The 24,928-nt window shown below is 69.6% G+C and carries 27 protein-coding genes; 14 read left to right on the top strand and 13 right to left on the bottom strand.

The features are described 5' to 3' along the window. Positions 1 to 68 precede the first annotated feature (68 nt). The 3 genes from OG219_RS30045 to OG219_RS30035 form a co-directional block, all read right to left on the bottom strand. On the bottom strand, positions 69 to 764 hold the full coding sequence (locus tag OG219_RS30045) for a hypothetical protein (RefSeq protein ID WP_266831672.1): 696 nt from the start codon (positions 762 to 764) through the stop codon (positions 69 to 71). Between the two features lie 162 nt (positions 765 to 926). Continuing rightward, positions 927 to 1,544: an RNA polymerase sigma factor gene (locus OG219_RS30040; protein ID WP_266831670.1), complete on the bottom strand. Its 618-nt coding sequence runs from the start codon at positions 1,542 to 1,544 to the stop codon at positions 927 to 929. 161 nt (positions 1,545 to 1,705) lie between these two features. Next, a complete protein-coding gene (locus OG219_RS30035; RefSeq protein WP_266836278.1) occupies positions 1,706 to 2,095 on the bottom strand; it encodes a hypothetical protein in 390 nt (129 codons plus the stop codon). 188 nt (positions 2,096 to 2,283) lie between these two features. Here OG219_RS30035 and OG219_RS30030 point away from each other — a divergent pair, with 188 nt between their 5' ends. The 3 genes from OG219_RS30030 (at position 2,284) to OG219_RS30020 (ending at position 5,821) form a co-directional block, all read left to right on the top strand. Further along, a complete protein-coding gene (locus tag OG219_RS30030; RefSeq protein WP_266831668.1) occupies positions 2,284 to 2,511 on the top strand; it encodes a type II toxin-antitoxin system VapB family antitoxin in 228 nt (75 codons plus the stop codon). Continuing rightward, positions 2,508 to 2,918, top strand: a complete 411-nt coding sequence (locus OG219_RS30025) for a PIN domain nuclease (RefSeq protein ID WP_266831667.1) — start codon at positions 2,508 to 2,510, stop codon at positions 2,916 to 2,918. Before OG219_RS30030 ends, OG219_RS30025 begins: the two co-directional genes overlap by 4 nt. A gap of 176 nt (positions 2,919 to 3,094) precedes the next feature. Continuing rightward, the gene (locus OG219_RS30020) at positions 3,095 to 5,821 is read left to right on the top strand and encodes an FG-GAP-like repeat-containing protein (protein ID WP_266831666.1); all 2,727 of its coding nucleotides are present in this window, start codon (positions 3,095 to 3,097) and stop codon (positions 5,819 to 5,821) included. Positions 5,822 to 5,888: 67 nt separating this feature from the next. Here OG219_RS30020 and OG219_RS30015 read toward each other — a convergent pair whose 3' ends face one another. The 5 genes from OG219_RS30015 to OG219_RS29995 form a co-directional block, all read right to left on the bottom strand. Then, positions 5,889 to 6,269 carry a hypothetical protein gene (locus tag OG219_RS30015; protein ID WP_266831665.1) on the bottom strand — a complete coding sequence of 127 codons (381 nt, stop codon included), beginning with the start codon at positions 6,267 to 6,269 and terminating at the stop codon, positions 5,889 to 5,891. A gap of 212 nt (positions 6,270 to 6,481) precedes the next feature. Then, positions 6,482 to 7,069 (bottom strand): hypothetical protein, encoded by a 588-nt coding sequence (locus OG219_RS30010; protein WP_266831663.1) that lies wholly within the window; start codon positions 7,067 to 7,069, stop codon positions 6,482 to 6,484. Positions 7,070 to 7,182: 113 nt separating this feature from the next. Next, positions 7,183 to 7,686, bottom strand: a complete 504-nt coding sequence (locus tag OG219_RS30005; protein WP_266831661.1) for a hypothetical protein — start codon at positions 7,684 to 7,686, stop codon at positions 7,183 to 7,185. Positions 7,687 to 7,777: 91 nt separating this feature from the next. Further along, positions 7,778 to 8,158: a DUF4328 domain-containing protein gene (locus tag OG219_RS30000; protein ID WP_266831659.1), complete on the bottom strand. Its 381-nt coding sequence runs from the start codon at positions 8,156 to 8,158 to the stop codon at positions 7,778 to 7,780. A 484-nt stretch (positions 8,159 to 8,642) separates the two neighbouring features. Then, positions 8,643 to 10,220 carry a glycoside hydrolase family 20 protein gene (locus OG219_RS29995; protein WP_266831657.1) on the bottom strand — a complete coding sequence of 526 codons (1,578 nt, stop codon included), beginning with the start codon at positions 10,218 to 10,220 and terminating at the stop codon, positions 8,643 to 8,645. Between the two features lie 704 nt (positions 10,221 to 10,924). Between OG219_RS29995 and OG219_RS29990 the strand changes: the two genes are divergently transcribed. The 7 genes from OG219_RS29990 (at position 10,925) to OG219_RS29960 (ending at position 17,016) form a co-directional block, all read left to right on the top strand. Beyond that, on the top strand, positions 10,925 to 11,548 hold the full coding sequence (locus OG219_RS29990) for a 2-oxo-4-hydroxy-4-carboxy-5-ureidoimidazoline decarboxylase (protein WP_266836277.1): 624 nt from the start codon (positions 10,925 to 10,927) through the stop codon (positions 11,546 to 11,548). A 166-nt stretch (positions 11,549 to 11,714) separates the two neighbouring features. Next, positions 11,715 to 12,095 carry a succinate dehydrogenase, cytochrome b556 subunit gene (gene sdhC, locus OG219_RS29985; protein WP_266455538.1) on the top strand — a complete coding sequence of 127 codons (381 nt, stop codon included), beginning with the start codon at positions 11,715 to 11,717 and terminating at the stop codon, positions 12,093 to 12,095. An 8-nt stretch (positions 12,096 to 12,103) separates the two neighbouring features. Beyond that, positions 12,104 to 12,607: a succinate dehydrogenase hydrophobic membrane anchor subunit gene (locus OG219_RS29980; RefSeq protein WP_266831654.1), complete on the top strand. Its 504-nt coding sequence runs from the start codon at positions 12,104 to 12,106 to the stop codon at positions 12,605 to 12,607. 23 nt (positions 12,608 to 12,630) lie between these two features. Then, positions 12,631 to 14,385 carry a succinate dehydrogenase flavoprotein subunit gene (gene sdhA / locus OG219_RS29975; protein WP_266831652.1) on the top strand — a complete coding sequence of 585 codons (1,755 nt, stop codon included), beginning with the start codon at positions 12,631 to 12,633 and terminating at the stop codon, positions 14,383 to 14,385. Further along, a complete protein-coding gene (locus OG219_RS29970; protein ID WP_266831650.1) occupies positions 14,385 to 15,164 on the top strand; it encodes a succinate dehydrogenase iron-sulfur subunit in 780 nt (259 codons plus the stop codon). Before sdhA ends, OG219_RS29970 begins: the two co-directional genes overlap by 1 nt. Positions 15,165 to 15,315: 151 nt before the next feature. Next, entirely contained in the window at positions 15,316 to 16,104 is a 789-nt protein-coding gene (locus tag OG219_RS29965) for a hypothetical protein (protein ID WP_266831648.1), read from the top strand. Positions 16,105 to 16,341: 237 nt separating this feature from the next. After that, entirely contained in the window at positions 16,342 to 17,016 is a 675-nt protein-coding gene (locus OG219_RS29960; RefSeq protein WP_266831646.1) for a hypothetical protein, read from the top strand. Here the strand turns inward: OG219_RS29960 and OG219_RS29955 are convergent. The 4 genes from OG219_RS29955 to OG219_RS29940 all read right to left on the bottom strand — a co-directional run bounded on the left by OG219_RS29955 (position 16,978) and on the right by OG219_RS29940 (position 19,709). Continuing rightward, on the bottom strand, positions 16,978 to 17,907 hold the full coding sequence (locus OG219_RS29955) for a hypothetical protein (RefSeq protein ID WP_266831644.1): 930 nt from the start codon (positions 17,905 to 17,907) through the stop codon (positions 16,978 to 16,980). The genes OG219_RS29960 and OG219_RS29955 overlap by 39 nt on opposite strands. A 303-nt stretch (positions 17,908 to 18,210) precedes the next feature. Further along, a complete protein-coding gene (locus tag OG219_RS29950; protein WP_266455555.1) occupies positions 18,211 to 18,474 on the bottom strand; it encodes a TM2 domain-containing protein in 264 nt (87 codons plus the stop codon). A gap of 310 nt (positions 18,475 to 18,784) precedes the next feature. Then, on the bottom strand, positions 18,785 to 19,204 hold the full coding sequence (locus tag OG219_RS29945) for a DUF2752 domain-containing protein (protein ID WP_266831642.1): 420 nt from the start codon (positions 19,202 to 19,204) through the stop codon (positions 18,785 to 18,787). Next, the gene (locus tag OG219_RS29940) at positions 19,197 to 19,709 is read right to left on the bottom strand and encodes a TM2 domain-containing protein (protein WP_266831640.1); all 513 of its coding nucleotides are present in this window, start codon (positions 19,707 to 19,709) and stop codon (positions 19,197 to 19,199) included. Before OG219_RS29940 ends, OG219_RS29945 begins: the two co-directional genes overlap by 8 nt. Before the next feature lie 331 nt (positions 19,710 to 20,040). Here OG219_RS29940 and OG219_RS29935 point away from each other — a divergent pair, with 331 nt between their 5' ends. The 4 genes from OG219_RS29935 (at position 20,041) to OG219_RS29920 (ending at position 22,431) form a co-directional block, all read left to right on the top strand. Next, positions 20,041 to 20,451 carry a VOC family protein gene (locus tag OG219_RS29935; RefSeq protein WP_266831638.1) on the top strand — a complete coding sequence of 137 codons (411 nt, stop codon included), beginning with the start codon at positions 20,041 to 20,043 and terminating at the stop codon, positions 20,449 to 20,451. Between the two features lie 185 nt (positions 20,452 to 20,636). Then, positions 20,637 to 21,044, top strand: coding sequence for a hypothetical protein (locus tag OG219_RS29930; protein ID WP_266831636.1), 408 nt, complete (start codon positions 20,637 to 20,639; stop codon positions 21,042 to 21,044). A gap of 6 nt (positions 21,045 to 21,050) precedes the next feature. Further along, positions 21,051 to 21,659, top strand: a complete 609-nt coding sequence (locus tag OG219_RS29925) for a thiol-disulfide oxidoreductase DCC family protein (RefSeq protein ID WP_266831634.1) — start codon at positions 21,051 to 21,053, stop codon at positions 21,657 to 21,659. 106 nt (positions 21,660 to 21,765) lie between these two features. Next, positions 21,766 to 22,431, top strand: coding sequence for a TetR family transcriptional regulator (locus tag OG219_RS29920; RefSeq protein WP_266836276.1), 666 nt, complete (start codon positions 21,766 to 21,768; stop codon positions 22,429 to 22,431). Positions 22,432 to 22,488: 57 nt separating this feature from the next. Here the strand turns inward: OG219_RS29920 and OG219_RS29915 are convergent, their stop codons facing one another. Continuing rightward, positions 22,489 to 24,897, bottom strand: coding sequence for an MMPL family transporter (locus OG219_RS29915; protein WP_266836275.1), 2,409 nt, complete (start codon positions 24,895 to 24,897; stop codon positions 22,489 to 22,491). Between the last annotated feature and the right edge of the window lie 31 nt (positions 24,898 to 24,928).

The following is a 24,928-nucleotide window of genomic DNA, read 5'->3' as shown; positions in this document are numbered from 1 at the left end:
ACCTGCCGCTTTCCCCTGGACATGTCGGGACCGGGTCTACTTCTTGCCCTCGTCCCGGTCCTGATCCCTCAGCCCTTGCTCTTGGACTTCTTGGGTTTCGGCGTTGCCTTGGGCGTGTTGTCCGCCTTGCCTGGAGCCCTGGTGGCCGCGTCGTCCAACTGCCCGGCGCAGTACGACTCGACGTTGTCCTCGCCGCCCGCGGCGTCGATCAGCCGCTGCCAGGCCGTCGAACTCAGCGCCTGGCCCCGGCCCTTGACCGCGTCGTACGCGCGACAGTGGGCCTCCGTGTCCTGCGCCTGGGACGGGCGGCCGGACGGTGCGGCCTGCCCGGAGCCGGGCGGCGTCGGGTTCGCGGGTCCTGACTCGGACCGCTCAGGGGCGGCGCTGCTCGACGGCCGGGTCCCGTCCTGGCCCGCATCCCCGTCGTCCGACACCGAACCGATGCCCGCGACGGCGACCCCGCCCAGGGTCAGGCTCGCGAACAGCACGGCGAGCGTGGTCCGCAGCGAGCGGCCCACCTTCCGCTGCTCCCGCGGACGCCAGTCGTCGCGCCGCCGGGAGCGCGCGGGTCGCACGGCGTGCTCGCCCGCGTCGCGCGCGGCGCGGAACGCGGCGACGGCCCGCGCCTCCGCGCCGGCGTCACTCACCACACGCCCGCGCAGGGCGGCGGCGAGCAGCTCCTCGGCGGTGCGGTCCTCGCCGGCGGGGGCGTCGCCCGCAAGCGGTTTCAGGAGTGCAGGGTCGTCGTTCGCAGGTGGTGCCACGAAGGCAGGCTCATCGCCTGTCGGGCGCGCGACCCGACGGTCGGGCGTACCGCCACCGCTCTCTCGCTCACCCATGTCCGGATCCATCCCTGAAGCTGCCCGACGTACTCGAATTGACCGACCCACTCGGCCGGCTCGACCTGCCCGCCCGCTCCCTGCCGCTCATCCCGACTCCCCCAGCGTCCGGGGTTCCTCATCCGTCACACCCTCGACGCCGAGTTGGCGCGCGAGGCGCTTCAGGCCGCGGTGGGCGGCGGTGCGTACGGCGCCCGGGCGCTTGCCGAGGACGCGTGCGGCGGCGGGTCCGTCCAGGCCGACGACCACCCGCAGCAGTACGGCCTCGGCCTGGTCGCGGGGCAACCGGGCGACCAGTTCCAGGGCGTCCTGGGTGGACAGGGCCTCCAGCGCCTGGCCGTCGGTGCTGTGGGTACCCGGCAGCTCCAGTACGTCCTGTTCGAGCGTGGTCGCCCGCGGCCGCACCTTCAGGCGTCGCAGATGGTCGAGCGCGCGGTGCCGGGCGATGGTCGCGGTCCAGCCGCGGAAGCCGGCGCCGTCCCCCTTGAACCGGCCCAGATCCCGGGCGATCTCCAGCCAGGCGTCGGACGCGACATCCTCCGCGTCGTCACCGACGATCCCCCGCAGATACCCGAGCAGTCCGGGCTGCACAAGCCGGTACGCGACCGCGAAGGCAGCCTCGTCACCGTCCTGCGCCCGCGCGACGGCGACGCCCAGTTCCCCGTCGTACGCCTGCGCGCGGCGGGGTTCCCCTCGCTGGCCCAACACTGTCCTCGTTCGTACCGAATTCGTCCGAATTTCACGCCGTTCGACACAGTCGGACCGTGTCGACGCCCCCATGGTCATCAGCGTCGGCCCCCACATAAATGTCACAGCACATCAGCCACCCCTTCCACGCTATCTGCCTCTTCCACCCCTCCCGCACCTCAGGCGATCTGCCGGGACGTCCGCCCGTGCAGTTGCAGATACAAGGTCCGTACGGATTCCAGCTCCCCAGCCTCGAACCGCTTCACGACCTTGCCGAGCGGGTTCCACACCCGCCCGTCGGACATCCGCACCCCGACGGGCTGCCCGAACAACTCCCGCTGCCCGGCGTCGAATTCGACCCATCGCGCCCCGGCCCGCCGCACCAGCACCTCGCCCGTGTACGCACCGAGCCCGAACAGCACATGCTCGACCCTGCCGCGCTCGGGCTCCCCCTTCCGCAACCCGTCCACGATGAAGTCGACGACCCGCAGACTGTTCACCGAGTAGTCCAGCGGCACACGGTTCCGCGCCGTGACCTGCCGCACGAACTGCGCCGCATGCTGCCGCATCCACACATCGACCGACGTCCGCTCCGCCACGAGCCCCGCCCCCCTCATCCCCCTACACCCGGGGCGTGGTCACGCACCGGTCCACCTGTCCAAGCGGAACGCGGGCGTCGAACGTCACACATGGCCAGCGAATGTACAGCGGATCATGTATATTGATATACGAAGCCGTATATCACAAGGAGGCGCTCATGAGCCGCACCGTCATCGACCTCGACGACGAAGCCCTGGAAGCAGCCGCCATAGAGCTCGGCACAGCGACGAAGCGCGACACGATCAACACCGCGTTGCGGGAGATCGTCGCTCGCAACCGTCGCCTGCGCGCCTTGCACGAGTTGCAGGACCTCGCGGCAGAAGGCGCCCTTGACGTCAAACTCCTCCTCGACAAGCGCAATTACCGAGGGGGAAACAGCGAGTGACCGTCCCGGACTATCTCATCGACACCTCGGCGTTGGCACGAATCCTGCTGCGCCAGGCATCCGAGGAATGGGAGCGCCGCGTTGGCGGCGGGCTGGTCGCGCTGTGCGACATCAGTGAACTTGAGGTGCTGTACTCCGCTCGCTCTGCCGAAGACCGTGAGGTCATCCGGGACAGGCTGAACCAGTTCGCCTGGTGCCCCATGCCCGACGGCATCTACCGGCGAGCCCGCGTCGTCCAGCAACAACTCACCACCAAGGGCGAGCACCGCAGCGCCGGGGCCATCGACCTCCTGGTCGCCGCGGTCGCCGAAGAGGCCGGCCTCACCCTCCTGCACTACGACCGGGACTTCGAGACGATCGCCCGGACGACAGGGCAGCCGGTCCGCATGATCGACCTGAGGAACTAGCTCTCACCGACACGACTGAAACCACCTGGCCGTCGACACCACCCCGGCGCGGTCCTGTGGTGACGCTTTGCGATCTCTGTGCGCTGGGTAAGCGGGCCACCCCTGTGACGGGTGGGCTTGTCGTGGCCCTGCTCAGGGTCGTCGACCGTTGTTGACGTTTTCTAGGGGTGGGGCAGTTGAGTCGCAGGACGACCCATGCGTACAAGCCGCTGAGTCTGAAGCGGAGAGCATGGCTGACGATAGGAGCGGTCGTACTGGGAGGGGCGGGAATCGTCACGTACGCCGCGGCGAATCCGTCGGCGCCCGACGACGACAAGGCCGCCGGTTCCCGCGAGCCCGCCGTGCACGCCGTGAAGCTCAAGGACGAGGGCGCCGGCCGCAAGGGTCTGGACAAGCAGGGCACCAGCCGGTTCAGCGCGGTGATGCTCACCTGGAGCGACCCGGGAGCGGAGCCGAAGGGCACGCCCGAGGTGCGTTACCGCGAGCGGGAGAGCGGCACCTGGTCGGGCTGGCAGCAGCTGCCGGACGACCCGTTCTCGGCAGACGGCAAGGAGGCCGAGGACGCCGGGACACGCGGCGGCACCGCGTCCCTGTGGACCGGCGACGCGGACGGCGTCGAGGTGCGGGTGGTCGGCGCGGACGGCACCGAGGCGAAGGGGCAGCCGGCCGGGATGGACGTGCGGCTCCTCGACCCGGGTACGGATCCGGGCACCGGTCCGACGGGCGCCTCCACGGCGCAGGCCGAGCCCGCCGCGTACGCCTACCCGGCGGAGGAGACCACACCCGCGGCGAGCGACTCGGCGACACCCACGGACACGGGTACGGGTACGGGTACGGCTGCGCCCACGGACTCGACGACCCCGCCGACCCCGACGGACACGGTGACGCCGACCCCGACGGACACCATCTCCCCCACGCCGTCTCCCACGCCCACCCCCACCCCAACCGACACCGTCCCGGCCCCCCGCCCCTCAACGGTCGTCAAGCCCCCGATCATCACCCAGTCCCAGTGGGGCGCCTCCACCGCCTACGACGGCACCCCCTCCTACGGCACCGAGATCAAGGCAGCCGTCATCCACCACACCGGCGTGGACAGCGACAACAAACTCTCCTGCGCGCAGTCCCGCGCCCGCCTGCGCACCATCCAGCAGGAGCACTTCTCCCGCGGCTACTACGACATCGGCTACAACTTCCTCGTCGACAGGTGCGGCCAGATCTTCGAGGGCCGCAGCGGCGGCATGGACCTGCCCGTGGTCGGGGCGCACGACGTCGGCTTCAACACGAACACGGTCGGCATCTCCTACCTCGGCAACTACGAGAGCGCCCAGCCGAGCCGGGCAGGGCTCGACGCCATCGCCCGGATCGTCGCCTGGAAGTTCGGGATGTACGGCATCGACCCGACCGGCAAGGTGACGCTGACGTCCGGCGTCGACGCCGGGGTCGACGGCAACAAGATCGCGAAGGGGCAGTCGGTCACGCTGCCGCGCGTCTTCGGTCACCGTGACACCAACGCCACGGCCTGCCCCGGCGCCAACCTCTACAAGAAGCTCTCCCAGATCGCCACCCTGGCCAAGGTCCCCGGCGTCTCGCACGCCCTCGCCACCGCCGACTACAACCGCGACGGCGTCAGCGACCTCGTCGCCGGTACGCCGACGGCAGGCGGCGGCATCGTCACCGTGGTCCCCGGCGGCCTCGACGGCCCGGTCACGGCCTCGAAGCTGACGCTCACACAGAACAGCGCCGGCGTCCCCGGCGGCTCCGAGACCGGTGACAACTTCGGCGCTGCCACCGCCTGGGGCGACGTCAACGGCGACGGCTACGCGGACCTCGCCATCGGCTCCCCCGGCGAGGACGACACCAGCGGCAACGCGGACCGCGGCTCGGTCACCGTCATGTACGGCCCCGCCCTCAACTCCGGTTTCTCGTACGCCACTTCGACGGTGACAGCGGCCGGCGCCAAGCTCGGCGCGGCCGTCACGGTCGCCGACTTCAACGCCGACGGCAAGGCGGACGTGTTCGCCGCGGGCACCGGCAGGGGCGGCAACTGGAACGCCCGCCTCACCGGCGGCGCGACGCAGACCGGCACCCTCACCACCTCGACGAGCGCGATCGCGTACGCCGATGCCGCGACCGGCGACTTCAACCGGGACGGCTACGCGGACGTGGCCCTCAACTACCGTGACGCGGGCGGCATCGGCCGCGTCACCTGGTTCAAGGGCGGCGCGTCCGGCCTGACGAAGGTGTCCGTCATCAGCGTCAGGGGCGGCCGCTCGATCGCCGCGGGCGACGTGAACGGCAACGGCTACGACGACATCGTCATCGGCCAGCCGTACGCCACCGAGTCCGGCGGCAGGGCGGGCGGCCAGGTCACCATGGTCCCGGGCACCGCGACCGGCTTCACCACCACCGGAATGACCGTCATCCACCAGGACACGACCGGCGTTCCGGGCGGCGACGAGTCCGGCGACGCCTTCGGCACCTCGGTCTCGGTCGGCGACTACAACGCCGACGGCTACGCGGACGTCCTCACCGGCGCCCCCGGCGAGGACCTCGCCCGCGACGGCGTCAACCGCGCCAACGCGGGCACGGCGACCCTCGTCAAGGGCACCAGCGTCGGCCTCACCGGCTCCGGCTCGGTCGCCGTCTCGCAGGACACCACCGGCGTCCCCGGCGCCACGGAGACCAACGACAAGCTGGGCTCGGCCGTCTCCCTCACCGACCTGTCCGGGTACGGCCGCGCCGACCTCACGCTCGGCGCCGAGGGCGAGGACGCGAACAACGGCATCCTCATGTACGTCCCGAGCAACAGCACCGGTCTCGGCCTGTCCACGACGGCGATCCTGAGCAGGACCCCGCTGGGTACGCCGACGGGCGCCCGCCTCGGCCAGGTGATCGCACCGTAGGTACGTCGGCCTCCGCGGCGGCGGGCTCCCGCCGCCGCGGACGGTCACGGTCACTGGGGCCGCGGGCTCAGCGCGTGGCCTCCCGGCACAACAGCCGCAGCGACCCGTCGCCCGCGTAGCAGCGGCGGGCCTCGTCGATCGGGTCCCACAGCCGCCCGTCGGGCGTACGGAGCCAGTGATCGCCGCCCGTCTCCCACCACTCCGCCCCCGTGCACCGGGCGACGACCTCACCGCCGTACGCCCCGAAGCCGCGCAGCACGGTCTCGACGGCGGCGTACGGCGCGCCCTCCCGGCGTATCTCCTCGATCAGCCGGTCGACGCGCCACAGACTCTGCGCGGAGTAGTCGAGGCGCAGCCGGGCGCCCTCACGCATCGTCGCGACCGCGTCCGCCGCCCAGCGAATGGGCTTCGTCGCAGCTTGGGGCCGGGTTGTTCGAGTTGCGTTCACACTCGGAAGAGCGCTCTCCGAAGAAAATTCGTCACGCCGATCCAGCGACTCCCGGACACCGGCGCGGGATCGCCTCACGGCGCCCACAGCGACCGCAGGACGGGCACAGGACTCTCGCAGGCAACGGGTTTACGACGCGGAGGACGCCGTACGGGCGGGGTGTCGGCGACAGACGTACGGGGGCCGGTACGAAGAGGGAGGCGCCGGCGCTGCTACGCCCGTCCCCGCGCCCGGCGCGACACCACCGCCCGCAACACCCGCCGCCCCTCCGTCGACTGGCCCAGGACGAGCCGCAGCCCGCCCGCGCCTCGCTCCGCGAGCAGCTCCAGGATGGCGATCTGGCGCCGCAGTTCGGCGGCGACGAGCGGTGACATGCCGTCGGTACGGCCCTCGCGGCGGGCCGCCACCGAGGACGTGCCGTCGGCGGCGATGTCGAGGAGCTCGTGTATCCGCAGGGCCGCCGCGGAACAGGCGTCGGCCCATGCGCGCAGGGCGTCGACGGAGGACTCGACCGGAACGGTCGCGAGCATGCGGCGGACGAGGAAGGCGGCTTGGTCGTCGGGCGAGGCACCGGAGGGGGAGCCGACGTCGGAGTCGGCATCCCCCGGCTCGCCCAGGTCCGCCCGTGCCTTCGCGACCCGCTCCCCCCACTCCTCCCCGTCCACCAGGCTCGTCCACAGGGGCCGCAGAACATCGTCGTCATCGCCGCCCAGCAAGGGAACGCACCGGTCCAAACAAGCCAGCCCGCTCGCCGCCAGCCCACGCTCGTCGGCCTGAGCGATCAGTTCCATCAGGCTCATCGCGCCTCCCTCGAACTACTCCAACTCCGCGAACACCAGGACAGGGCACCTGTTTCTTACGGAGCCCGCACTTCCCCTTACTGCGTGCGACAGACCAGGAGTGTCACAGAAGCTCACAGAGGGACGACGCCTAGCCGGTCCAGGAATCTGAATAGCAGGTTTTCGGCCAACGGGTCGGGATTCGCGGTCAGTACGTCGAGCAGCGGCTCGGCGACCACCGTGTGCCCGGCCTCCGCGGCCCAGGCGACGGCCCGTTCGGCGGCGTCGGGCGGCTCCAGGAAGTAGTCGTCGACGGTGAGCCCGTCCTCACCCGTCCCCAGGTACCCGGCCATCGCGGCCCGCGCCAGGCACGTCGTCCACGCACCGCTCTCCGGCGCGGCCGCCTCGACGACCACGCAGTCGCTGTCCATGACGTATCCGAACAGCGCGGGCGCCCCGGTCTCCCGGGCGAGCGTGTTCATGCTCCCGACGTCCCCGTCACCGCTCGGGTACTCCCACACCTGCCAGCCGTCGGGCGTCATGGCATGCAGAACCATGCCCGGCGCCCCCGCCAACGCGTCCAGCTCCGCGAGCGGTTGCTCGCTCCTGCCCACGACGTAGTACCCCCAGTAGCCCATTCCGGTCCCCCCGGTGTCTCGGTTCGGCTCGGCCCGAATACACCACAGGCGTACGGGAGTTCGCCACCGAATCGGGCAATCCGCCCCGGAGTCAGACCCCGGCCGGTACGAAGCCCTGGCCCTGGTGCGCCTTCTCGTCCTGCATCCGCGTCAACCGCAGCACGACGAGGATCGCGAGCACGGCCGCCGCGATGTCCATGACGTCCGCCAACATGATCTGGCCGGTGGCGTCCTGGAGCTCCTGGGGTGCATCGGCGTTGCGATACGAGCTGGACCCGGCCCGGTCGGCGATCAGCGAGACGATCCACAGCGTCCACCAGGCGTTGACCAGCCCGTGCGAGCCGCGGGAGCCCACGGGGATGCTCGCGTCCCAGATGTCCAGCATGACCCGGCGGGGGAACCACAGGTTCACGATCGGCACGAACCAGCCCCAGATCACCCAGGCGCGCCCTGCTGTGCCGAAGAGGATCACAACTACTGGGCAAGCAAGCCGTTTTGGTGAACATGGGCACGATTGGGTGAACGGTGCGATGACCGGTGGTTATGCCTGGCTGGCGGTGCGTAACGTGCTCGATGCGATCTGGGACGCCGGGTGTGGCGTCAGCAGTCGGGGCCCCCGCTCCACCAGCGAGATGGTTCGGGGCCTCCCCGTCGCCTCTGGCCACACCCACATGGCCAGGTCGTAGGGAATCCGCCCACCTGGAACGGACCGCATACGGGATATGCGTCGCCGCCCAGGACGCGAAAGCGGAGGACCAGTGCGCCCAAGACCGTTCGGGGCGTGCCGGTGAGCCAGGACCCACTCCTACCCACTGCCCAGGAACGGTTGAACACCTCGGCGTTGACCCACACCTGCGGGAACCAGCCGAGGCAGACGACGAGGCCGCGATCGGGACGCGCACCTGCACGACACCGGTCGCGGCATACGGCGAGTCCGCGCGCCCGTTCAGCGCGCCTCAGCCCAGCCGGTCCGCCAGCTTCTTGAAGTCCGCCCAGGACAGCGCGGGTTTACCGGGATCCCACAGCTTCTGGACCGTCGCACGCAACGGCATCCTGATCCCCGCCGCCACCTGGTCCTGGGTCTGCGAGCCCGCGAGATCGCACCACACCGCGAAACTCCCGCCGAGGATCTGCCCGTCGTACTTCGCGGGTACCGGCGTCGTTCCGCGCACCACGAGCGGGGTCCACTGCTCGTAGATGCGCTGCCCGGTCGGGTAGACGAAGGTCTGCGGCTCACCGAGGACGTAGTAGAGGTACTCGTCGTTGTAGTTGATCAACTCGCGCCCCGCGCTGAGGTATTCGACGGGCTTGCGCGCACCGATCTCCTTGCCCGTCCAGTACGCCACCTGCAGATCGCTGTCGGCCTGCACCTGGCCCCCGGGGAAGAACCCGTCGTTCCAGGCGCGCAGCGTCCGGTCGTGCCCGCGCATCACCTCGGCGCGGTCGTTGAGCCAGCCGGTCGCGAGGTCGGCGATTCCGGCGCCCGAGCCGTAGGTGTTCACGGCCGCGGTGGCCAGCTGCGGGTAGGAGGCCGCGGGGTTCGCGACCGTCAGCGCCCGGTACTCGTCGCCGCCGAGGTGCCAGTAGGCGCCGGGGAAGAGACCGGCGTACTCGTTCAGCAGCTCGTCGACGAGGTCCGCGGACGCCTGCTGGGAGATGTCGAGGGAACCCTGCGAGACGACGCCCTGCGCGTTGCGCAACTGCAGGTCGGGGTACGCGGCGAGGACCGCGCCCAGGTGACCGGGCGAGTCGATCTCGGGCACGACGGTGATGTGCCGGCTCGCGGCCAGGTCGAGGATCTCGCGGACCTGCGCCTTGGTGAGGTGCTCCTTCGACACGATCTCCGGGTGCGTGTCGGACTCGATGCGGAAGCCCTGGTCGTCGGAGAAGTGCAGGCCGAGCTGGTTGAACTTCAGGTCCCCCAGCTCCCGGACCCGGTCCTCGATCCAGTCCGCCGTGAAGTGCTTGCGCGCGATGTCCAGCATCAGCCCGCGCTGCGGCTTCGCGGGCCGGTCGCGTACGACACCCTCGGGCGCCGTGCCGCCGCCGTGCACCTCCTGCTTGAGCGTGCGCGTGCCGTAGAAGACGCCCGCGTCACCGGGGGCGGTGATCGTCACCCGCCCGTTCTTGACGGTCAGGGTGTACGACTCCACACCCGCGGTCCCGTCGTCGAGGCCCAACTCGACGTCCCCGGACCGGGGTTCCGTCTCCCCCGCGTACGACATCTTGAGCTCTCCGGCGAGCAGCCTCCCCTCGTCGGCGAGGTCAGCGTCGGCGACGACCACGCGGGCGCCGGTGGCGGGGCGCCAGCCGGGGCCCCTGGCGGGGGTGTGTTCGCGTACGGCGGGGATGGTGCGGGGGGTCTGGGACAGGGGGTACGTCCGTGTCGGCGTCGGTGAGGCGCTGGTGGCCGCCGGCGGCACGACGCTGGACGCGCTCACCGACGTACCGCCCGACGGCACCTGGGCTCCCGCCGGTTCACCACTGTCCCCGGCGGGCCAGAACGCGACGGTGAGCGCCGCTGCCCCGGCCACGACGACTCCGCCGCCGGCTACCACGACCCACCCCCTCCCCCGCACCGGCGCACGCCGACGCCCGCGGCTCACAGCGCCACGCTCCGCACGGCGGCGACGGGCGGGAGTTTTTCGCCCCCTCCGCCCCTTCCCGTCCCGTTCCTGGGGGCTGCCGCCCCCAGACCCCCGCTTTCGGCCTGAACGGCCTCGTCCTCAAACGCCGGACGGGCTAGAAATAGCCCCTCCGGCGTTTGAGGAGCAGGGGTCCAGGGGGCGGAGCCCCTTGGCGGGGTCTGGGGCGGAGCCCCAGGAACAAGGGACGGGTAGGGGCGGAGGGGGCGAAAACCCCTACCACCCGCACCCGCACACCCGATCCCCGCCACATCCCACATCACGTTCCGCATCACGCCGCCGCTCACTTCGCCGCTCGCTTCGCCACCGAGATCGCACAGCTGGCTCGTACAGCCAGGTCCTACACCCCCCATTACGGAGCCAGGTTTCGCATCCCCTCAGTGAACCTAGGCCCCCTTCCCCACCCCAACCGTCCACCACACGTTCCGAAACACTCCCGTCCGGGTGAAATTCGGGCATCCGTCGGACAGCTCCCGACACTCCTCGATAGCGTGAGCATCACAACTTTCTCTCCTTCCCCTGCCGAACCACACGTGACATCCGCACGTGACGCCCACCGGACGTCACGTGAATCCCACCGCCGAGGACACCCGCTGCCCCCGCACCGTCTCCCACGCCTCCCCGAGCAGAAGAGCGCGGCGCCGTCCCCGCCCGCCCGCCCGGAGCGGTTCAACTCCGCACCCGCCGACACGGTCGAACGCGCCCTCCTCACCTGCTGCCGCAGCCTGCGCTGGGCCCACCGACTGGTCGAGCACCGGCCCTACCCGGACCTGGACGCGCTGCTCGCCGCGGCCGACGAGGCGGCGTACGACCTGACGCCCGCCGACCTCGCCGAGGCGCTGGCCGGCGAGTCGCTCACTCTGCTCCCGGACGGCGCGTACTCCGCCGCCCACACCGCACTGAGCGCCGCGCACGCCGCGTACGAGAGCCGCTTCGGGCATGTGTTCGTCATCTGCCTGGACGACTTCGCCCCGGAGGAGGCCCTCGACCAGGTGCTCGGCGGGATCCGCTCCCGGCTCGCCAACGACCCCGAGGAGGAGCGCGTCCTCGCGGCCGAGGAGCTCAGGCGACTCGCCCGGGGCCGACTCACTCGCCTTGTAAACCTGTTCGAAACGGACAGAGATGGCGGCGGGGACGGCAGCGGAGACGGCGGTGGGGCCGACGTGGGCGAAGAACCCGGAATCGTCGAAACACATGGATTCCGGGCGACCCGATAGCCCGTACGTGCCTGTTTGGTTGCCTGTTTGATCACACCGGTGGGGCCGCTGTAAGCGTTCCGACAAAGCGTCGCTACGATGGCCAGGGCCGGTGGACCGTACCCGGCCGGGCCCGTCCGACACCGAAGCCGGCGCGGCCCCAATCCCCGCTCCCGGAGGGTTTTCCGTGCCGGCTGGAACGCTGTACCGCGGCCGGGAAGGAATGTGGTCCTGGGTGGCTCATCGAGTCACCGGCGTCCTCATCTTCTTCTTCCTGTTCGTACACGTGCTGGACACCGCTCTTGTCCGTGTATCCCCCGAGGACTACGACAAGGTCGTAGCCACGTACAAGACGCCGCTCGTCGCGCTGCTGGAGTACGGCCTCGTCGCCGCCATCCTCTTCCACGCGCTCAACGGCCTGCGTGTCATCGCCGTCGACTTCTGGTCGAAGGGCCCGCGCTACCAGAAGCAGATGCTCTGGTCCGTCGTCGGTATCTGGGTCGTGCTGATGGTGGGGGCCCTTTACCCCGTCCTCGGTCACGCATTCCGCGAAGTCTTCGGGAGCTGACGCAGCCAATGACGGACAACACAGTCACCACTGAAACCGCCGCATCCGGCATCGGCCCCGTCGAAGGCGCGGGAGCGCTTTCGACGTACGACGTCGACAACCCGGCGCCGCTCATCGAGGCCCCGCGCAAGCGGACCAAGAAGACCCCGAAGTCGACCCGCGGCAACTTCGAGATGTACGGCTGGCTCTTCATGCGCCTGTCCGGCATCGTCCTGGTCGTCCTGGTCCTCGGCCACCTGCTCATCCAGCTCGTCCTCGACGGCGGCGTCTCCAAGATCGGCTTCGCCTTCGTGGCCGGCCGCTGGGCGTCCCCCTGGTGGCAGGTCTGGGACCTCGCGATGCTGTGGCTCGCGATGCTGCACGGCGCCAACGGCCTGCGTACGGTCATCAACGACTACGCGGAGCGCGCGAACACGCGCCTGTGGCTGAAGGGCCTGCTGTACACCGCCACGGTGTTCACGATTCTGCTGGGCACGCTGGTGATCTTCACCTTCGACCCGAACATCCGCTAGGCACGGGGCTGAGGCAACCACTCATGAAGATCCACAAGTACGACACCGTCATCGTCGGCGCCGGCGGCGCCGGCATGCGCGCCGCCATCGAGGCGACGAAGCGCAGCCGCACCGCCGTGCTGACGAAGCTCTACCCCACCCGCTCCCACACGGGCGCCGCGCAGGGCGGCATGGCCGCCGCGCTCGCCAACGTGGAAGAGGACAACTGGGAGTGGCACACCTTCGACACCGTCAAGGGCGGTGACTACCTGGTCGACCAGGACGCCGCCGAGATCCTGGCGAAGGAGGCCATCGACTCGGTCCTCGACCTGGAGAAGATGGGCCTTCCCTTCAACCGGACGCCCGACGGCACGATCGACCAGCGCCGCTTCGGCGGTCACAGCCGCAACCACGGTGAGGCGCCGGTGCGCCGCTCCTGCTACGCGGCCGACCGCACCGGCCACATGATCCTCCAGACGCTGTACCAGAACTGCGTCAAGGAGGGCGTGGAGTTCTTCAACGAGTTCTACGTCCTCGACCAGCTGATCGTCGAGGTCGACGGCGTCAAGCGGTCGGCCGGTGTCGTGGCGTACGAACTGGCGACCGGCGAGATCCACGTCTTCCAGGCGAAGGCCGTGATCTACGCGTCCGGCGGCACCGGCAAGTTCTTCAAGGTGACGTCGAACGCGCACACGCTGACCGGTGACGGTCAGGCCGCGGTCTACCGTCGCGGGCTGCCGCTGGAGGACATGGAGTTCTTCCAGTTCCACCCGACCGGCATCTGGCGCATGGGCATCCTGCTGACGGAGGGCGCCCGCGGTGAGGGCGGCATCCTCCGCAACAAGGACGGCGAGCGCTTCATGGAGAAGTACGCGCCGGTCATGAAGGACCTCGCGTCCCGTGACGTCGTGTCCCGCTCCATCTACACGGAGATCCGGGAAGGCCGTGGCTGCGGCCCCGAGGGCGACCACGTCTACCTCGACCTCACCCACCTCCCGCCGGAGCAGCTGGACGCGAAGCTCCCGGACATCACGGAGTTCGCGCGTACGTACCTGGGCATCGAGCCGTACACGGACCCGATCCCGATCCAGCCCACCGCGCACTACGCGATGGGCGGCATCCCGACGAACGTCCAGGGTGAGGTGCTGAGCGACAACACGACCGTGGTTCCCGGTCTGTACGCGGCCGGCGAGGTCGCGTGCGTGTCGGTGCACGGCGCGAACCGCCTGGGCACGAACTCCCTCCTCGACATCAACGTGTTCGGGAAGCGCGCGGGTATCGCGGCCGCCGAGTACTCGGCGAAGGCCGAATACGTCGAGCTGCCCGAGGACCCGTCCTCGCTGGTCGTGTCGCAGGTCGAGCACCTGCGCAATTCGACGGGCACGGAGCGGGTCGCGACCCTGCGCCTGGAGCTCCAGGAGTGCATGGACGCCAACGTGATGGTGTTCCGCACCGAGCAGACGATCAAGACGGCGGTCGAGAAGATCGCGGAGCTGCGCGAGCGCTACCGGAACGTCTCGATCCAGGACAAGGGCCGCCGCTTCAACACCGACCTCCTGGAGGCCATCGAGCTGGGCAACCTGCTCGACCTGGCCGAGGTCATGGCGACCTCCGCACTGGCGCGCAAGGAGTCCCGCGGCGGTCACTACCGCGAGGACTACCCGAACCGCGACGACGTCAACTTCATGCGCCACACCATGGCGTACCGCGAGGTCGGCGACGACGGCACCGAGTCCATCCGTCTCGACTACAAGCCGGTCGTCCAGACCCGCTACCAGCCGATGGAGCGTAAGTACTGATGGCAACACCGACCCTGGACAAGGCGGAGCCCGCCGACAAGCCTGAGGCAGGCTTCGCCGACTCCCCGTACATCACCGCCACGTTCCGCATCCGCCGCTTCAACTCCGAAGTCTCGGCGGAGGCGGCCTGGGAAGACTTCCAGCTGGAGATCGACCCGAAGGAGCGCGTCCTCGACGCCCTCCACAAGATCAAGTGGGACCAGGACGGCACCCTCACCTTCCGCCGCTCCTGCGCGCACGGCATCTGCGGCTCGGACGCCATGCGGATCAACGGCAAGAACCGCCTTGCCTGCAAGACACTGATCAAGGACCTCAACCCCGAGAAGCCGATCACGGTCGAGCCCATCAAGGGCCTGACGGTCCTCAAGGACCTGATCGTCGACATGGAGCCGTTCTTCCAGGCGTACCGCGACGTGATGCCCTTCCTCATCACGAAGGACACCAACGAGCCGACCCGCGAACGTCTCCAGACGGCGGAGGACCGCGAGCGCTTCGACGACACCACGAAGTGCATCCTCTGCGCGGCGTGCACGTCCTCGTGCCCGGTCTTCTGGAACGACGGCCAGTACTTCGGCCCGGCCGCCATCGTCAACGCGCATCGGTTCATCTTCGACTCGCGCGACGAGGCGGGCGAGCAGCGCCTGGAGATCCTCAACGACAAGGACGGCGTGTGGCGCTGCCGCACCACGTTCAACTGCACGGACGCCTGCCCTCGGGGGATCGAGGTCACTAAGGCGATCCAGGAGGTCAAGCGGGCGTTGATCACTCGGCGGTTCTGACGCCTTTCGGCATCGCAACAGGGCCCTGTTTCCGCATCAGCGGGAGCAGGGCCCTCTTCCGTTTTGGCTTGATCCAGCCCCTCCCATGGGCGGGTTTCACCGTCACACTCCGAAGGGTCTGTCCTGAGTTCAACTGATTCGGGGGGATCGGATGGCCGAGTCGGACGACTCTATAGACCTGGCTTGGGAAAAGCCGGACCCGTTGGGGTACGGGCAGGGTGTCAAAGAGGTCCACTTCATCGCGGCGCCCCTGCTGGCCGCGGCGGCACTCTCATTGTCGGGAGTGGTGGCCAGCGCGGACAGGGGCACCTTCCGGTGGCCCGGTTTCACTCTTCTCCTGCTCGTCGTCACCGCGATGCTTCTCATAGCCACCATTCAATTGGGCTACTACGCACGCAAGTTCCTGTACTCACGCCAAGACGTCTACGACTGGATCCCCCAGCCTCCGCCGGAAGAGGGAACGGCGGTCGAGAAATATCTGCGCAAATGGCAGAACGACGACTACCAAAAGTGGCTCCGATACAACAACAGGGCGAACCGGTGCTTCGATCTGGGACTGGTCCTCATCGGCCTCAGCGTCGCCGCCGTCCTGGCGCCACCGCACGGCCATCCATCGGATTGGCGCACTGCGGCTGCCTGGACCGTGATCGCGTGCACCGTGATCGAGATCAGCGCGATCGTGGGAATGGAGCTTGCCGTCGACCAGCGCTCGAAGGAGCGGGAAGAGACTTTCCCCCCAACGACGCCTCCCCCTCCAGCCAAGGAGACAGCCAGTGAGTCTGCACGCAGCAACACTGCCCGGGCACCCAGGCCACCCCGTGCACTGCCGCCAAGACGGCTGCCCGGCGGATTTCGGCACCGTGCACTTCGGCGCGTGGCACAAAAGAAATTGGCACGCGGCAGTGAAGGCCGGCCCACAGGCGATCGCCGAATACCTTGAGAAACGGAATCAGTTCAAGCACTCGGCCGACTGCCCATTGCGTGACCTGCCGCCCGAGGTGCACGCGACCTGCGACTCCCAAGGACTCGAGGAGGAACTCAGGAAGCTACGGGAAGCACGAGGCTGACAGCCCCTCCACCGGCAGATCCCGCCCTCGGATCAGGAGCGTTCCCGTCCCCCATTACGATTGCCGCCGCGCCGCTCTGCGGCTGACCGGTTCGGCAAAGGGTGGGAGCGATGCACGGCGACGGGCGGGAGGGCCGTACATCGCGAACGCGGATGTGGGGCGGCGTACTGGCGCTCGCCGTCGGAAGTTACATCGCCGGGGACGCTGCCCATCGGCTCCACACGGCCGCCGCGATCGCGGCCGACTGGTGGCCGTGGGCCCTGCTCGGACTCGCCGCCCTGAATCTGCTCCGCTCGGCCATACCCGTCGGCTCGCTCATCGGTCCTCTGCTGCTCGGCGCCGTGGCTCTGGGCGGTCTCGCCGCGTCAGGCGGAGTGGCACGCGAGACGCTCGCGGACCGCGTCGTGCCTTGCGCGCTCGCCCTGATGGGAGCCGCCCTGTTGCTGTCAGCGGGCCGGGCCGCAGGCACGACCCGCGTTCTGTCGACGGGCCGGGTCGACATCCCCAAGTCCCCCAGCGGTCCTCTCGCCCTGCGCGCCGTAGTGGGGGAGCTGCGTGCCGATCTGAGCGGAACGGGCCACGCCAGTGTGGTTCTCCATGTCACCGCCATCGGCGGCCATGTCCGCCTGACCGTCCCGCGTGACGCGCTCGTCCGGATCCACCACACCGGCGCCGTCCTCACTCGCATACGCGCTGCCCCAGAAGTCCGACCCGCGGAGAGCGGTCAGGTCTTCGACATACACGTCCTAGGCGTCTGCGGTGCCGTCAGCGTCGTGGGCGTCTGAACCGGCCCGCCACGCGTCCCTGTGCTCATACCGGAGATCGGGAGGCCGCAGTCCGTTGAGCAGATCCGAGACCTGCACGAACACCTCCTCCTCGGCCTCCCGGTCCGGCGGCAGCCGGTAGTGCATCGCTTCCAGCAGATCGAAGCGATGCAAGTCGTACACCACATGCATCAGCCCCGCGTACGTCTGTGCCGCGATCACCGCCCCCTTGTACGCGACACCCGCCGACAACAGCCCACTGCCGCACAGCCACCACTGCGAGGGCTCCTCATGCAGCGCCGCCACCGATGTCACCGTCAGAGCCAGGAACGACCAGCACAAGTTCACGGCCGCATCGAGTGCGTCTCGTGCGGAACGCAGAACGTCGGCCATCCGGTCCGAGACCTGCATGTACACCCGTGGCCAGGAGGACAGCGTCGTCAGGCCGTAACGCTCCCCGGCGCTCAGTTCCCCGGCCCTCAGCGCGTTGCCCAGAGCTGTGGGCAATAGCACCTCCTCGGGCGGATGCAGCGCCAACCGCCGTTGTGCGTCGGCTCTCACATGCTGCGCGGCCTCGGTCCTCGTGGTCCCCTCCGCCCGCTCTCGTAGCGCCTCCCACCGCCGCCGCTGTACTTCCACGAGCACCCCAGCAAGCCCGGCTGTGGCAGGCCACCGGTCCCAGTACCCCTCCAGCACTCGCACCGCCCGCACCTGGAACGGTTGCAGCAGGAGGCCCAGGAGCGACGCGCAAACCGAGACCGTCGCCAGCACTCCCAGCACCGCCGCCGGGCGCTCCGGCCACACGGCACGCCAGTCGCTGCGCCCGGAAAAGCTGCCCGCCCGCACGAGAGCGAGCACGCCGGCGACGACCAGCGCGCACGGCGCGAAGTGCACCGCCAGCACCCGTCGCATGAATCTCAGCCTCCCCCTATGCCCCATCAGCCTCTGAGCATTTCAGTCCGAGGTTCCCAGGAGGGCGGGCTTCGTACACGCCCGACGGGACAGCATGGCTACCGTCGGCGCGGCCTTCGTCGTCCGGAGCCCCCTGATCGCCTGTACAGGCGATCAGGGGGCTGGCGATGCGGCTCCCCACACGACAACGTCGGTTCCCAGGACCACAACCGGGTCTTGAGAACCGACGTCACCGGAGGCCCCGAATTGGTCATCAGCGTCGGCGCTGTACCGGGTACGGGACCCTCGTCGCATACGGCAGCGTCAGCCGCGCAGCACGCGACCCTGCTTGTCCGTGCGGTCGTTGCTCGTGAAGAACAGGATCGCGTCGATCAGGGCCCATATGCCCAGACCACCGCAGGTGAAGAGCTGGGCGATGGCCACGCCCGTGGAACCGACGTAGAAACGGCCGGCACCGAGGCCACCCAGGAAGAGCTGGAGGAGGCCCGCGGTGATCTTGGACTTGTCGGACAGGGGGCGGCCCTGGTGGTCGACGCCGAACGGTGCGTCAGGGGTGGGGACAGACATGGAAGTTGCTCCTGGGATGACCGATGAGAGACCGGAGCGGAGTGCTCCGGGGGATCCAGGAGGGAACCCATGGCAAATAGCCCGTACTGCGATGGCGTAGGACTTACCGCGCCATCCCCCCTGAGACGTCGGAAGCATAGAGAAACTGAGGGGGACGGTGGGAGTGAGAACGCCCGATCGCTGTGGATCGTTCCATATCCGTGATCAAATTCCGGCCAAATTCTCCGTGGAGATGCCGTGACCGACCGGGGGGTCGGGGCTTTTGCCCCAACGTGGCTGCCTCCAGGGCAATTTGGCCGCCTCACAGGCCTCACACAGCGTTACGGACCACGGTCCACGCCACGGCCACCAACAGCACCAGCACCTGGGCCCGGGGACTCAGGGTGGGACGCCAGCGGCGCCCGCGCACCCCTTCCACGAACCAGCGCCCCAACAGCACCAGTGCGAACGGGGAAGCCAGCAGCAGCACCCTGTTGTCGTGCCAGGCCGCGGTGAACTGGCCATGCATCAGGTCGTACACCATGCGGGTCCCGCCACAGGCCGGGCAGAGCAGCCCGGTGAGGTAGCGGAACGGGCACTGGGGCAGCAGATGCCCCGGCTCATGCGGATCGGTGCCGTAGAGATAGCCAGCGCCCGCGACCCCGGCGACGAGCACCGCGAGGGGTGCCGTCGCCGGGTGCCGCAGGACGGTCCCCCGCCCGGCACCTCGCCCGGCCGCGGGCTCAGCCACGCAGGATCCGCCCCTGGGAATCCGTGGCGGTGTTGCCGGTCAGCAGGAGGATCCCGTCGATCAGGGCCCAGATGCCCAGACCACCGCAGGTGAAGAGCTGGGCGATCCCGATGCCGACGCTGCCTATGTAGAAACGCCCGATGCCGAGGCTGCCGAGGGTGAGCTGGAGAATCCCCGCGACGATCTTCGACTTGTCGGAGTACGGGCGGCCGTAAGGGTCGTAGCCGTACGGGGCGTTGGGGTCGCCCGTGTACATGCCGGGCGGCACGGCGCCCATCGGGTAACCCTGCTGCGGGTAGCCGTACGGGCCGGGCTGCTGGTAGGCGCCCGGCTGCTGGTACGCCCCCGGACCCGGCTGCTGATACGCGCCCGCCTGGCCCGCCCCGTACGGGTTCGCACCGTCGGGCGGGACGGGGCCGGGGTTCGGATAGCCGTAGCCGGGCGGCTGGTCCGAGGGCTGCTGCGGCGGCTGCGGCTGCTCGGGGTGCTGGGGCTGGTCGGTCAAGGTGGTCGCTCCTGGTCTCCGCGCGAAGAACGCTGGGCACGCCTGTCGACCAAATGGCCGAACAGGACTGTCGGTCATATTGCAGGAGCGAGGGGCCTGGAGAGAAGTCCGTGCCCAAGACCGGACACTCCAGGAGAACAGGGCACCCCACTGACCCAGCAGGGCACCCACTGACGCAGCCGCCCGCCTCCCGCGTAGGCCTTCTCCAGCAATGGGCCGGGTGCGGCGGACAGTCTCGGGACCGAGGGCGGCCGCGGCAGGCCACGACTCCGGCGATCGCCACGCCGCCACCATGAACGGGAAGAAGCCGACAGCGCTCTAATCTGACGACATGTCAGATGATGAGTCGTACGAGCTGCTCGGTTTCGACAACGCACTCCTGCCCGTCGGGAACCTCGACGAGGCCGTGGACTTCTATGAGCGGGCCGGCTTCCCCGTCGCGTTCCGGCTCGACGAGGCCGGGATCGCCCTGCTGAAGGTGGGGAAGGAGACGCCGGGGGTGTTGCTGCGGCTGGACGAGGAGTTGAGTCGGCGGGCGCCGGTGTGGGCCTCGGTGCGGGTGTGGCTGGAGGTGCGGGATGCGCGGGCGGTGGCCGGGGTGCTGGCCGCGGCGGGTGTCCAGACCCTCGACGCGCCATTCCGCGGCGCCACCGGGTGGACCGTCGAGTTCGCCGATCCCTGGGGGAACGTCATCGGCCTCACCGACTACAGCAAGCGGCCCGAGCTCAGCCGGCAGGCATAGCCGCCCTCCGGCCAGAGTTCCGCCGGCAGGCATAGCCCCCCCTCGGCCCAGAGTTCTGCCGGCAGGCGTGACCACCCTCACCCCACCCCACCACCCTCTCCGACTTGAACATGTTCAAAAGCGGGTCTAGATTCTTTCTCGACAGCGTTTTGAACGCGTTCAAGAAAGCATGGAGGGGTGGGGACATGGACCTCACGGTCGTCTCGTACGTCATCTATCTGCTGGTCAGCATCGCGCTGACCGTCTGGGTGGCGCGCACGCTGAGCCACAACGGGCGGATCTTTCTGGCCGACGTGCTGAACGGGAACGAGAAGCTCGCCGACGCCGTCAACCACCTGCTGGTGGTGGGCTTCTACCTGGTCAACCTGGGCTTCGTCGCTCTCTATCTCAACGGGGACGACGAGATCGCGAACGCCCGCGAGGTCTTCGAGGCCCTGTCGACCAAGCTCGGTGTGGTGCTGCTCGTGCTCGGGGTCATGCACCTCGGCAACGTGTACGTGCTCAACAAGATCCGGCGCCGGGGTGTCATGGAGCGGGAGCAGCTGCCGCCCGTCGCGCCGACCGACTGGATCGCTCCGTCGGCCGGGGCGTGACGGGCGATGGCCGGCATCCCAGCCACCCGGGACCGGGACGCCGCGCGCGTCCCGGTCCTCGGGCTCACCGTCCTGTACGACGCCCAGTGCTCGCTCTGTACCTTCCTGCGCGACTGGCTGGGCAAGCAGCCACAGCTGGTGCCGCTCCGGTTCGTGCCGGCCGGGTCCGACGAGGCCGGGGAGCGGTTCCCGGCGCTGGACCAGCGGGCCACCCTCGACGAGATCACCGTCGTGGGGGACGGCGGGCAGGTGTACCGGGGGTCCGCCGCCTGGGTCGTATGCCTGTGGGCGCTGCGCGAGCACCGGCCGCTCGCCCACCGGTTGAGCACGCCGGCCGGTGCGCGTCTCGCAAAGGGCGCGATGCTCGCCGCCGCCAAGTGGCGCGACAGCCGAAACGCGGGCAGCGGCGGCTGGGGCGGCAGCAGCGGCAGCGGCTGGGGCGGGAGCGCCTACTACAGCGGTGACGGATGGGTCTACGACCCTCGGACGGGCTGGTCCTACAACCCTCCGACGGACTGGACCACCAACCGCCCCACAGGCCGCACCGCCACCCCTCCCACAGACCGCACCAACAACCCTCCCGGCTGCGACAGCGGCACCTGTTCCACTCGTTAGGCTCCTCCCCGTGCCAGTACCGACAGACAGCCCCGGCTCCGACAAAGCGCTCCCCCCGGAGAAAGGCCCCGAAAAGGGCCCCGGCAAGAGCGAGCAGACCCGCGCCCTGATCCTGGAGACAGCGATGCGGCTGTTCCAGGAACGGGGGTACGACAAGACGACCATGCGGGCCATCGCCCAGGAGGCCGGGGTCTCCGTCGGCAACGCGTACTACTACTTCGCCGGCAAGGAGCACCTGATCCAGGGCTTCTACGACCGGATCGCCAAGGAGCATCAGGCGGCGGTCCGGGAGGTGCTGGACCGGGAGACCGATCTGGAGGCGCGGCTCGGCGGGGTGCTGAAGGCGTGGCTGGACATCGCCACGCCGTACCACGAGTTCGCGGTGCAGTTCTTCAAGAATGCCGCCGACCCGGACAGCCCGCTCAGCCCCTTCTCCCCCGAGTCGGAGCACGCGCGCGAGGAGGCCATCAGCGTTCACCGCGAGGCGCTCGCCGGGGCCAAGACCAAGGTGCCGGAGGAACTCCGCGACGCCCTGCCGGAGTTGATGTGGCTCTCTCAGATGGGGCTCGTCCTGTACTGGGTCTTCGACCGGACCGAGGGGCGCGAGCGCAGCTACCGGCTCGCCGAGCGGGGCGCCCGCCTCACCGCACGCGGCGTCTCCCTGGCCCGTTTCCGTATCCTGCGGCCGCTCGTCCACGAGGTGCACGAGCTGTTCACGGACTTCCTGCCGGGGATGACGAACGCGCTCCCCGACCCCGCGAAGAAGCGTTGAGGGGCGCGCTCCGGACGACAGCCCTCCGGAGCACACCCCTCATTTCAGCCGAGCCCCTCAGTTGACCGCGTCTACCTCCCCCTCGGCCAACTCCACGTCGTGCACCAGCGGTTCATCGGTCACGACCACATGCCGTGCGCGGGGCGCGTACGAGGGAGCCGTCGCCGCCACCAGATAGGTGCCCGGGACCGGCACGGAGACGATGTACGAGCCGTCCGCCAGGGACGTCACGCGGTCGAGCTGGCGGCCGCCCTTCGAGAGCAGCAGGATGACCGCGCCGTCGACCGGGGCGCCCTCCCCGTCGCGGACGAAGCCGTGGACCACCGTCGCGCCGGACGAGGCCGCGGCAGGGCCGGGCCCTGAACCGTCCTCCTTCGGCTCCACGGCCAGATGCGGCAGCCGCTTCTCCAGACCGGCGGGCAGCCACCAGTTGGACTTGCCGAGCAGATGCATCGCGGCCGGCACCAGGGCCGTACGGAGGATGAAGGCGTCCAGTGCGACCGCCGCCGCCAGGCCGACGCCCGCCATCGCGGCGCCCGTGTCACCGCTCAGTACGAAGGCCAGGAAGACGCAGACCATGATCAGGGCGGCGGAGTTGATGACCCGGCTGGTCTCCGCCAGGCCGACGCGGACCGCGCGTGCGTTGTCCTTCGTGTGCACCCATTCCTCGTGCATCCGGCTCACCAGGAACACCTGGTAGTCCATCGAGAGGCCGAAGAGGAGCGAGAGCATGATGACGGGCAGGAAGGAGTTGATCGGGCCTTCCTTGCCGAGGCCGAGGAGGTCCAGGCCCCAGCCGTACTGGAAGACCGCGACGAGTACGCCGAAGGACGCGGCGGCCGCGATCAGGTTCATCACCGCCGCCGTCAGCGGTACGACGATCGAGCGGAAGGCGACCATCAGGAGCAGGAAGCCCAGGCCGATGATGGCCAGGACGAAGTACGGCAGCCGGTCCGCGGTCACGGACGAGAAGTCCTTGGAGACCGCTGTCACGCCGCCGACATGGGCGGTGACGCCCGCTTCCGGGATCACCTGGTCGCGCAGGGTGTCGATGAGCTCGTCCGTCTCCACGGACTGCGGTGACGTGGTCGGCACGACCTGGATCACCGTGACGCCCTGGCCGGGCGGCAGGGCGACCACCTGGGCGACTCCCTCGGTCGCGCGGATGCCCGTGACCAGGCTTTCGGTGTCGGGGCTCTCCGTGACCACCTGGAGGGGGCCGTTGAAGCCGGGGCCGAAGCCCTCGGCCAGCAGGTCGTACGCCTGCCGGGTCGTCGACGACGCGTCGTCGTTGCCCTGGTCGGTGGTGCCGAGCCGGAGCGACAGCAGCGGCAGCGCGAGGACGGCCATGACGACCACGGCCAGCGCGGCGACCTTGCGCGGGTTGCGCTCTACGTTCGCGGACCAGCGCACCGCCAGGCCGCTCGTACGGTCCGGCTGCGGTCCCTCGGCCGCGAGCTTGCGCCGCTGGCGGCGGCTGAGCACCCGGGTGCCGAGCAGGCCGAGCAGCGCGGGCAGCAGGGTGATGGCCGCGAGGACGCTCAGCACGACGGTGACCGCGGTGCCGACGACCACACCGTCCAGGAAGCGCATGTTCATCACGAGCATTCCGGCGAGCGCGATGACCACCGTGCCACCCGCGAACAGCACTGCCCGCCCAGAGGTGTTGAGGGCCGTGACCGCCGCGTCCTCCGGCTTCTCGCCGCGCATCAGGCCGCGCCGGTGCCGGGTCACGATGAACAGCGCGTAGTCGATGCCGACGCCGAGACCGATCAACGTGGCCAGCAACGAGGCGAGTTCGGGCACGTTCGTGACATGGCTGAGGAGCTGGGTCGAGAACATGCCGGTGCCCACGCCGAAGATGGCGATGCCGATCGGCAGCAGCATCGCGAGGAACGAGCCGAAGGCCAGGTACAGGACGATCGCGGCCGCCGCGACGCCCACCAGCTCGGCGAGGCCGGTCGGCGGCTCCTGGACGCGCTGGATCGCCTGGCCGCCCAGCTCCACGTCGAGACCCGCGCGTTCGGCGTCCTGCGAGGTGTCGACGACGTCCTGGACGAGTTCCTTCGGTACCGCGTTCGCCTGCTCGGCGAAGGTGACCTGGGCGTAGGCGATCCGCCCGTCCTCGCTGATCTGCGCGGCGCCACCGGCCGCGTACGGGTTCGTGACGTCGCCGACGCCCTTCATCTTGCCGATCTCGATGAGCGCGGGCTCGATCCGGGACCGTACGGACTCGTCCCGCACCGATCCGCTGTCGACCTTCCACACCACCGTGTCGGTGTCGCCCGCCCGCTCCGGGAAGGCCTTCTCCATCAGGTCGTACGCGCTCTTGGAGTCCGTGTTGGGAAGAGAGAAGGTGTCCGCATAGTTCGTGCCCGCGGCCGAACCCGCGAAGCCCAGTCCGAACAGCGCCCCCACCCACAGCAACAGGACCACCAGCCGGTGCCGATAGCACCACCGCGCCAATGTCGCCACGCTCAACGCTCCTTCGTCGGGT

Source organism: Streptomyces sp. NBC_00038 (assembly GCF_026343635.1).
In the GTDB taxonomy this organism is placed as follows: Bacteria; Actinomycetota; Actinomycetes; order Streptomycetales; family Streptomycetaceae; genus Streptomyces.
The sequence above is the reverse complement of the archived record's forward strand: the minus strand, read 5'-3'. Positions and strand labels throughout refer to the sequence as shown.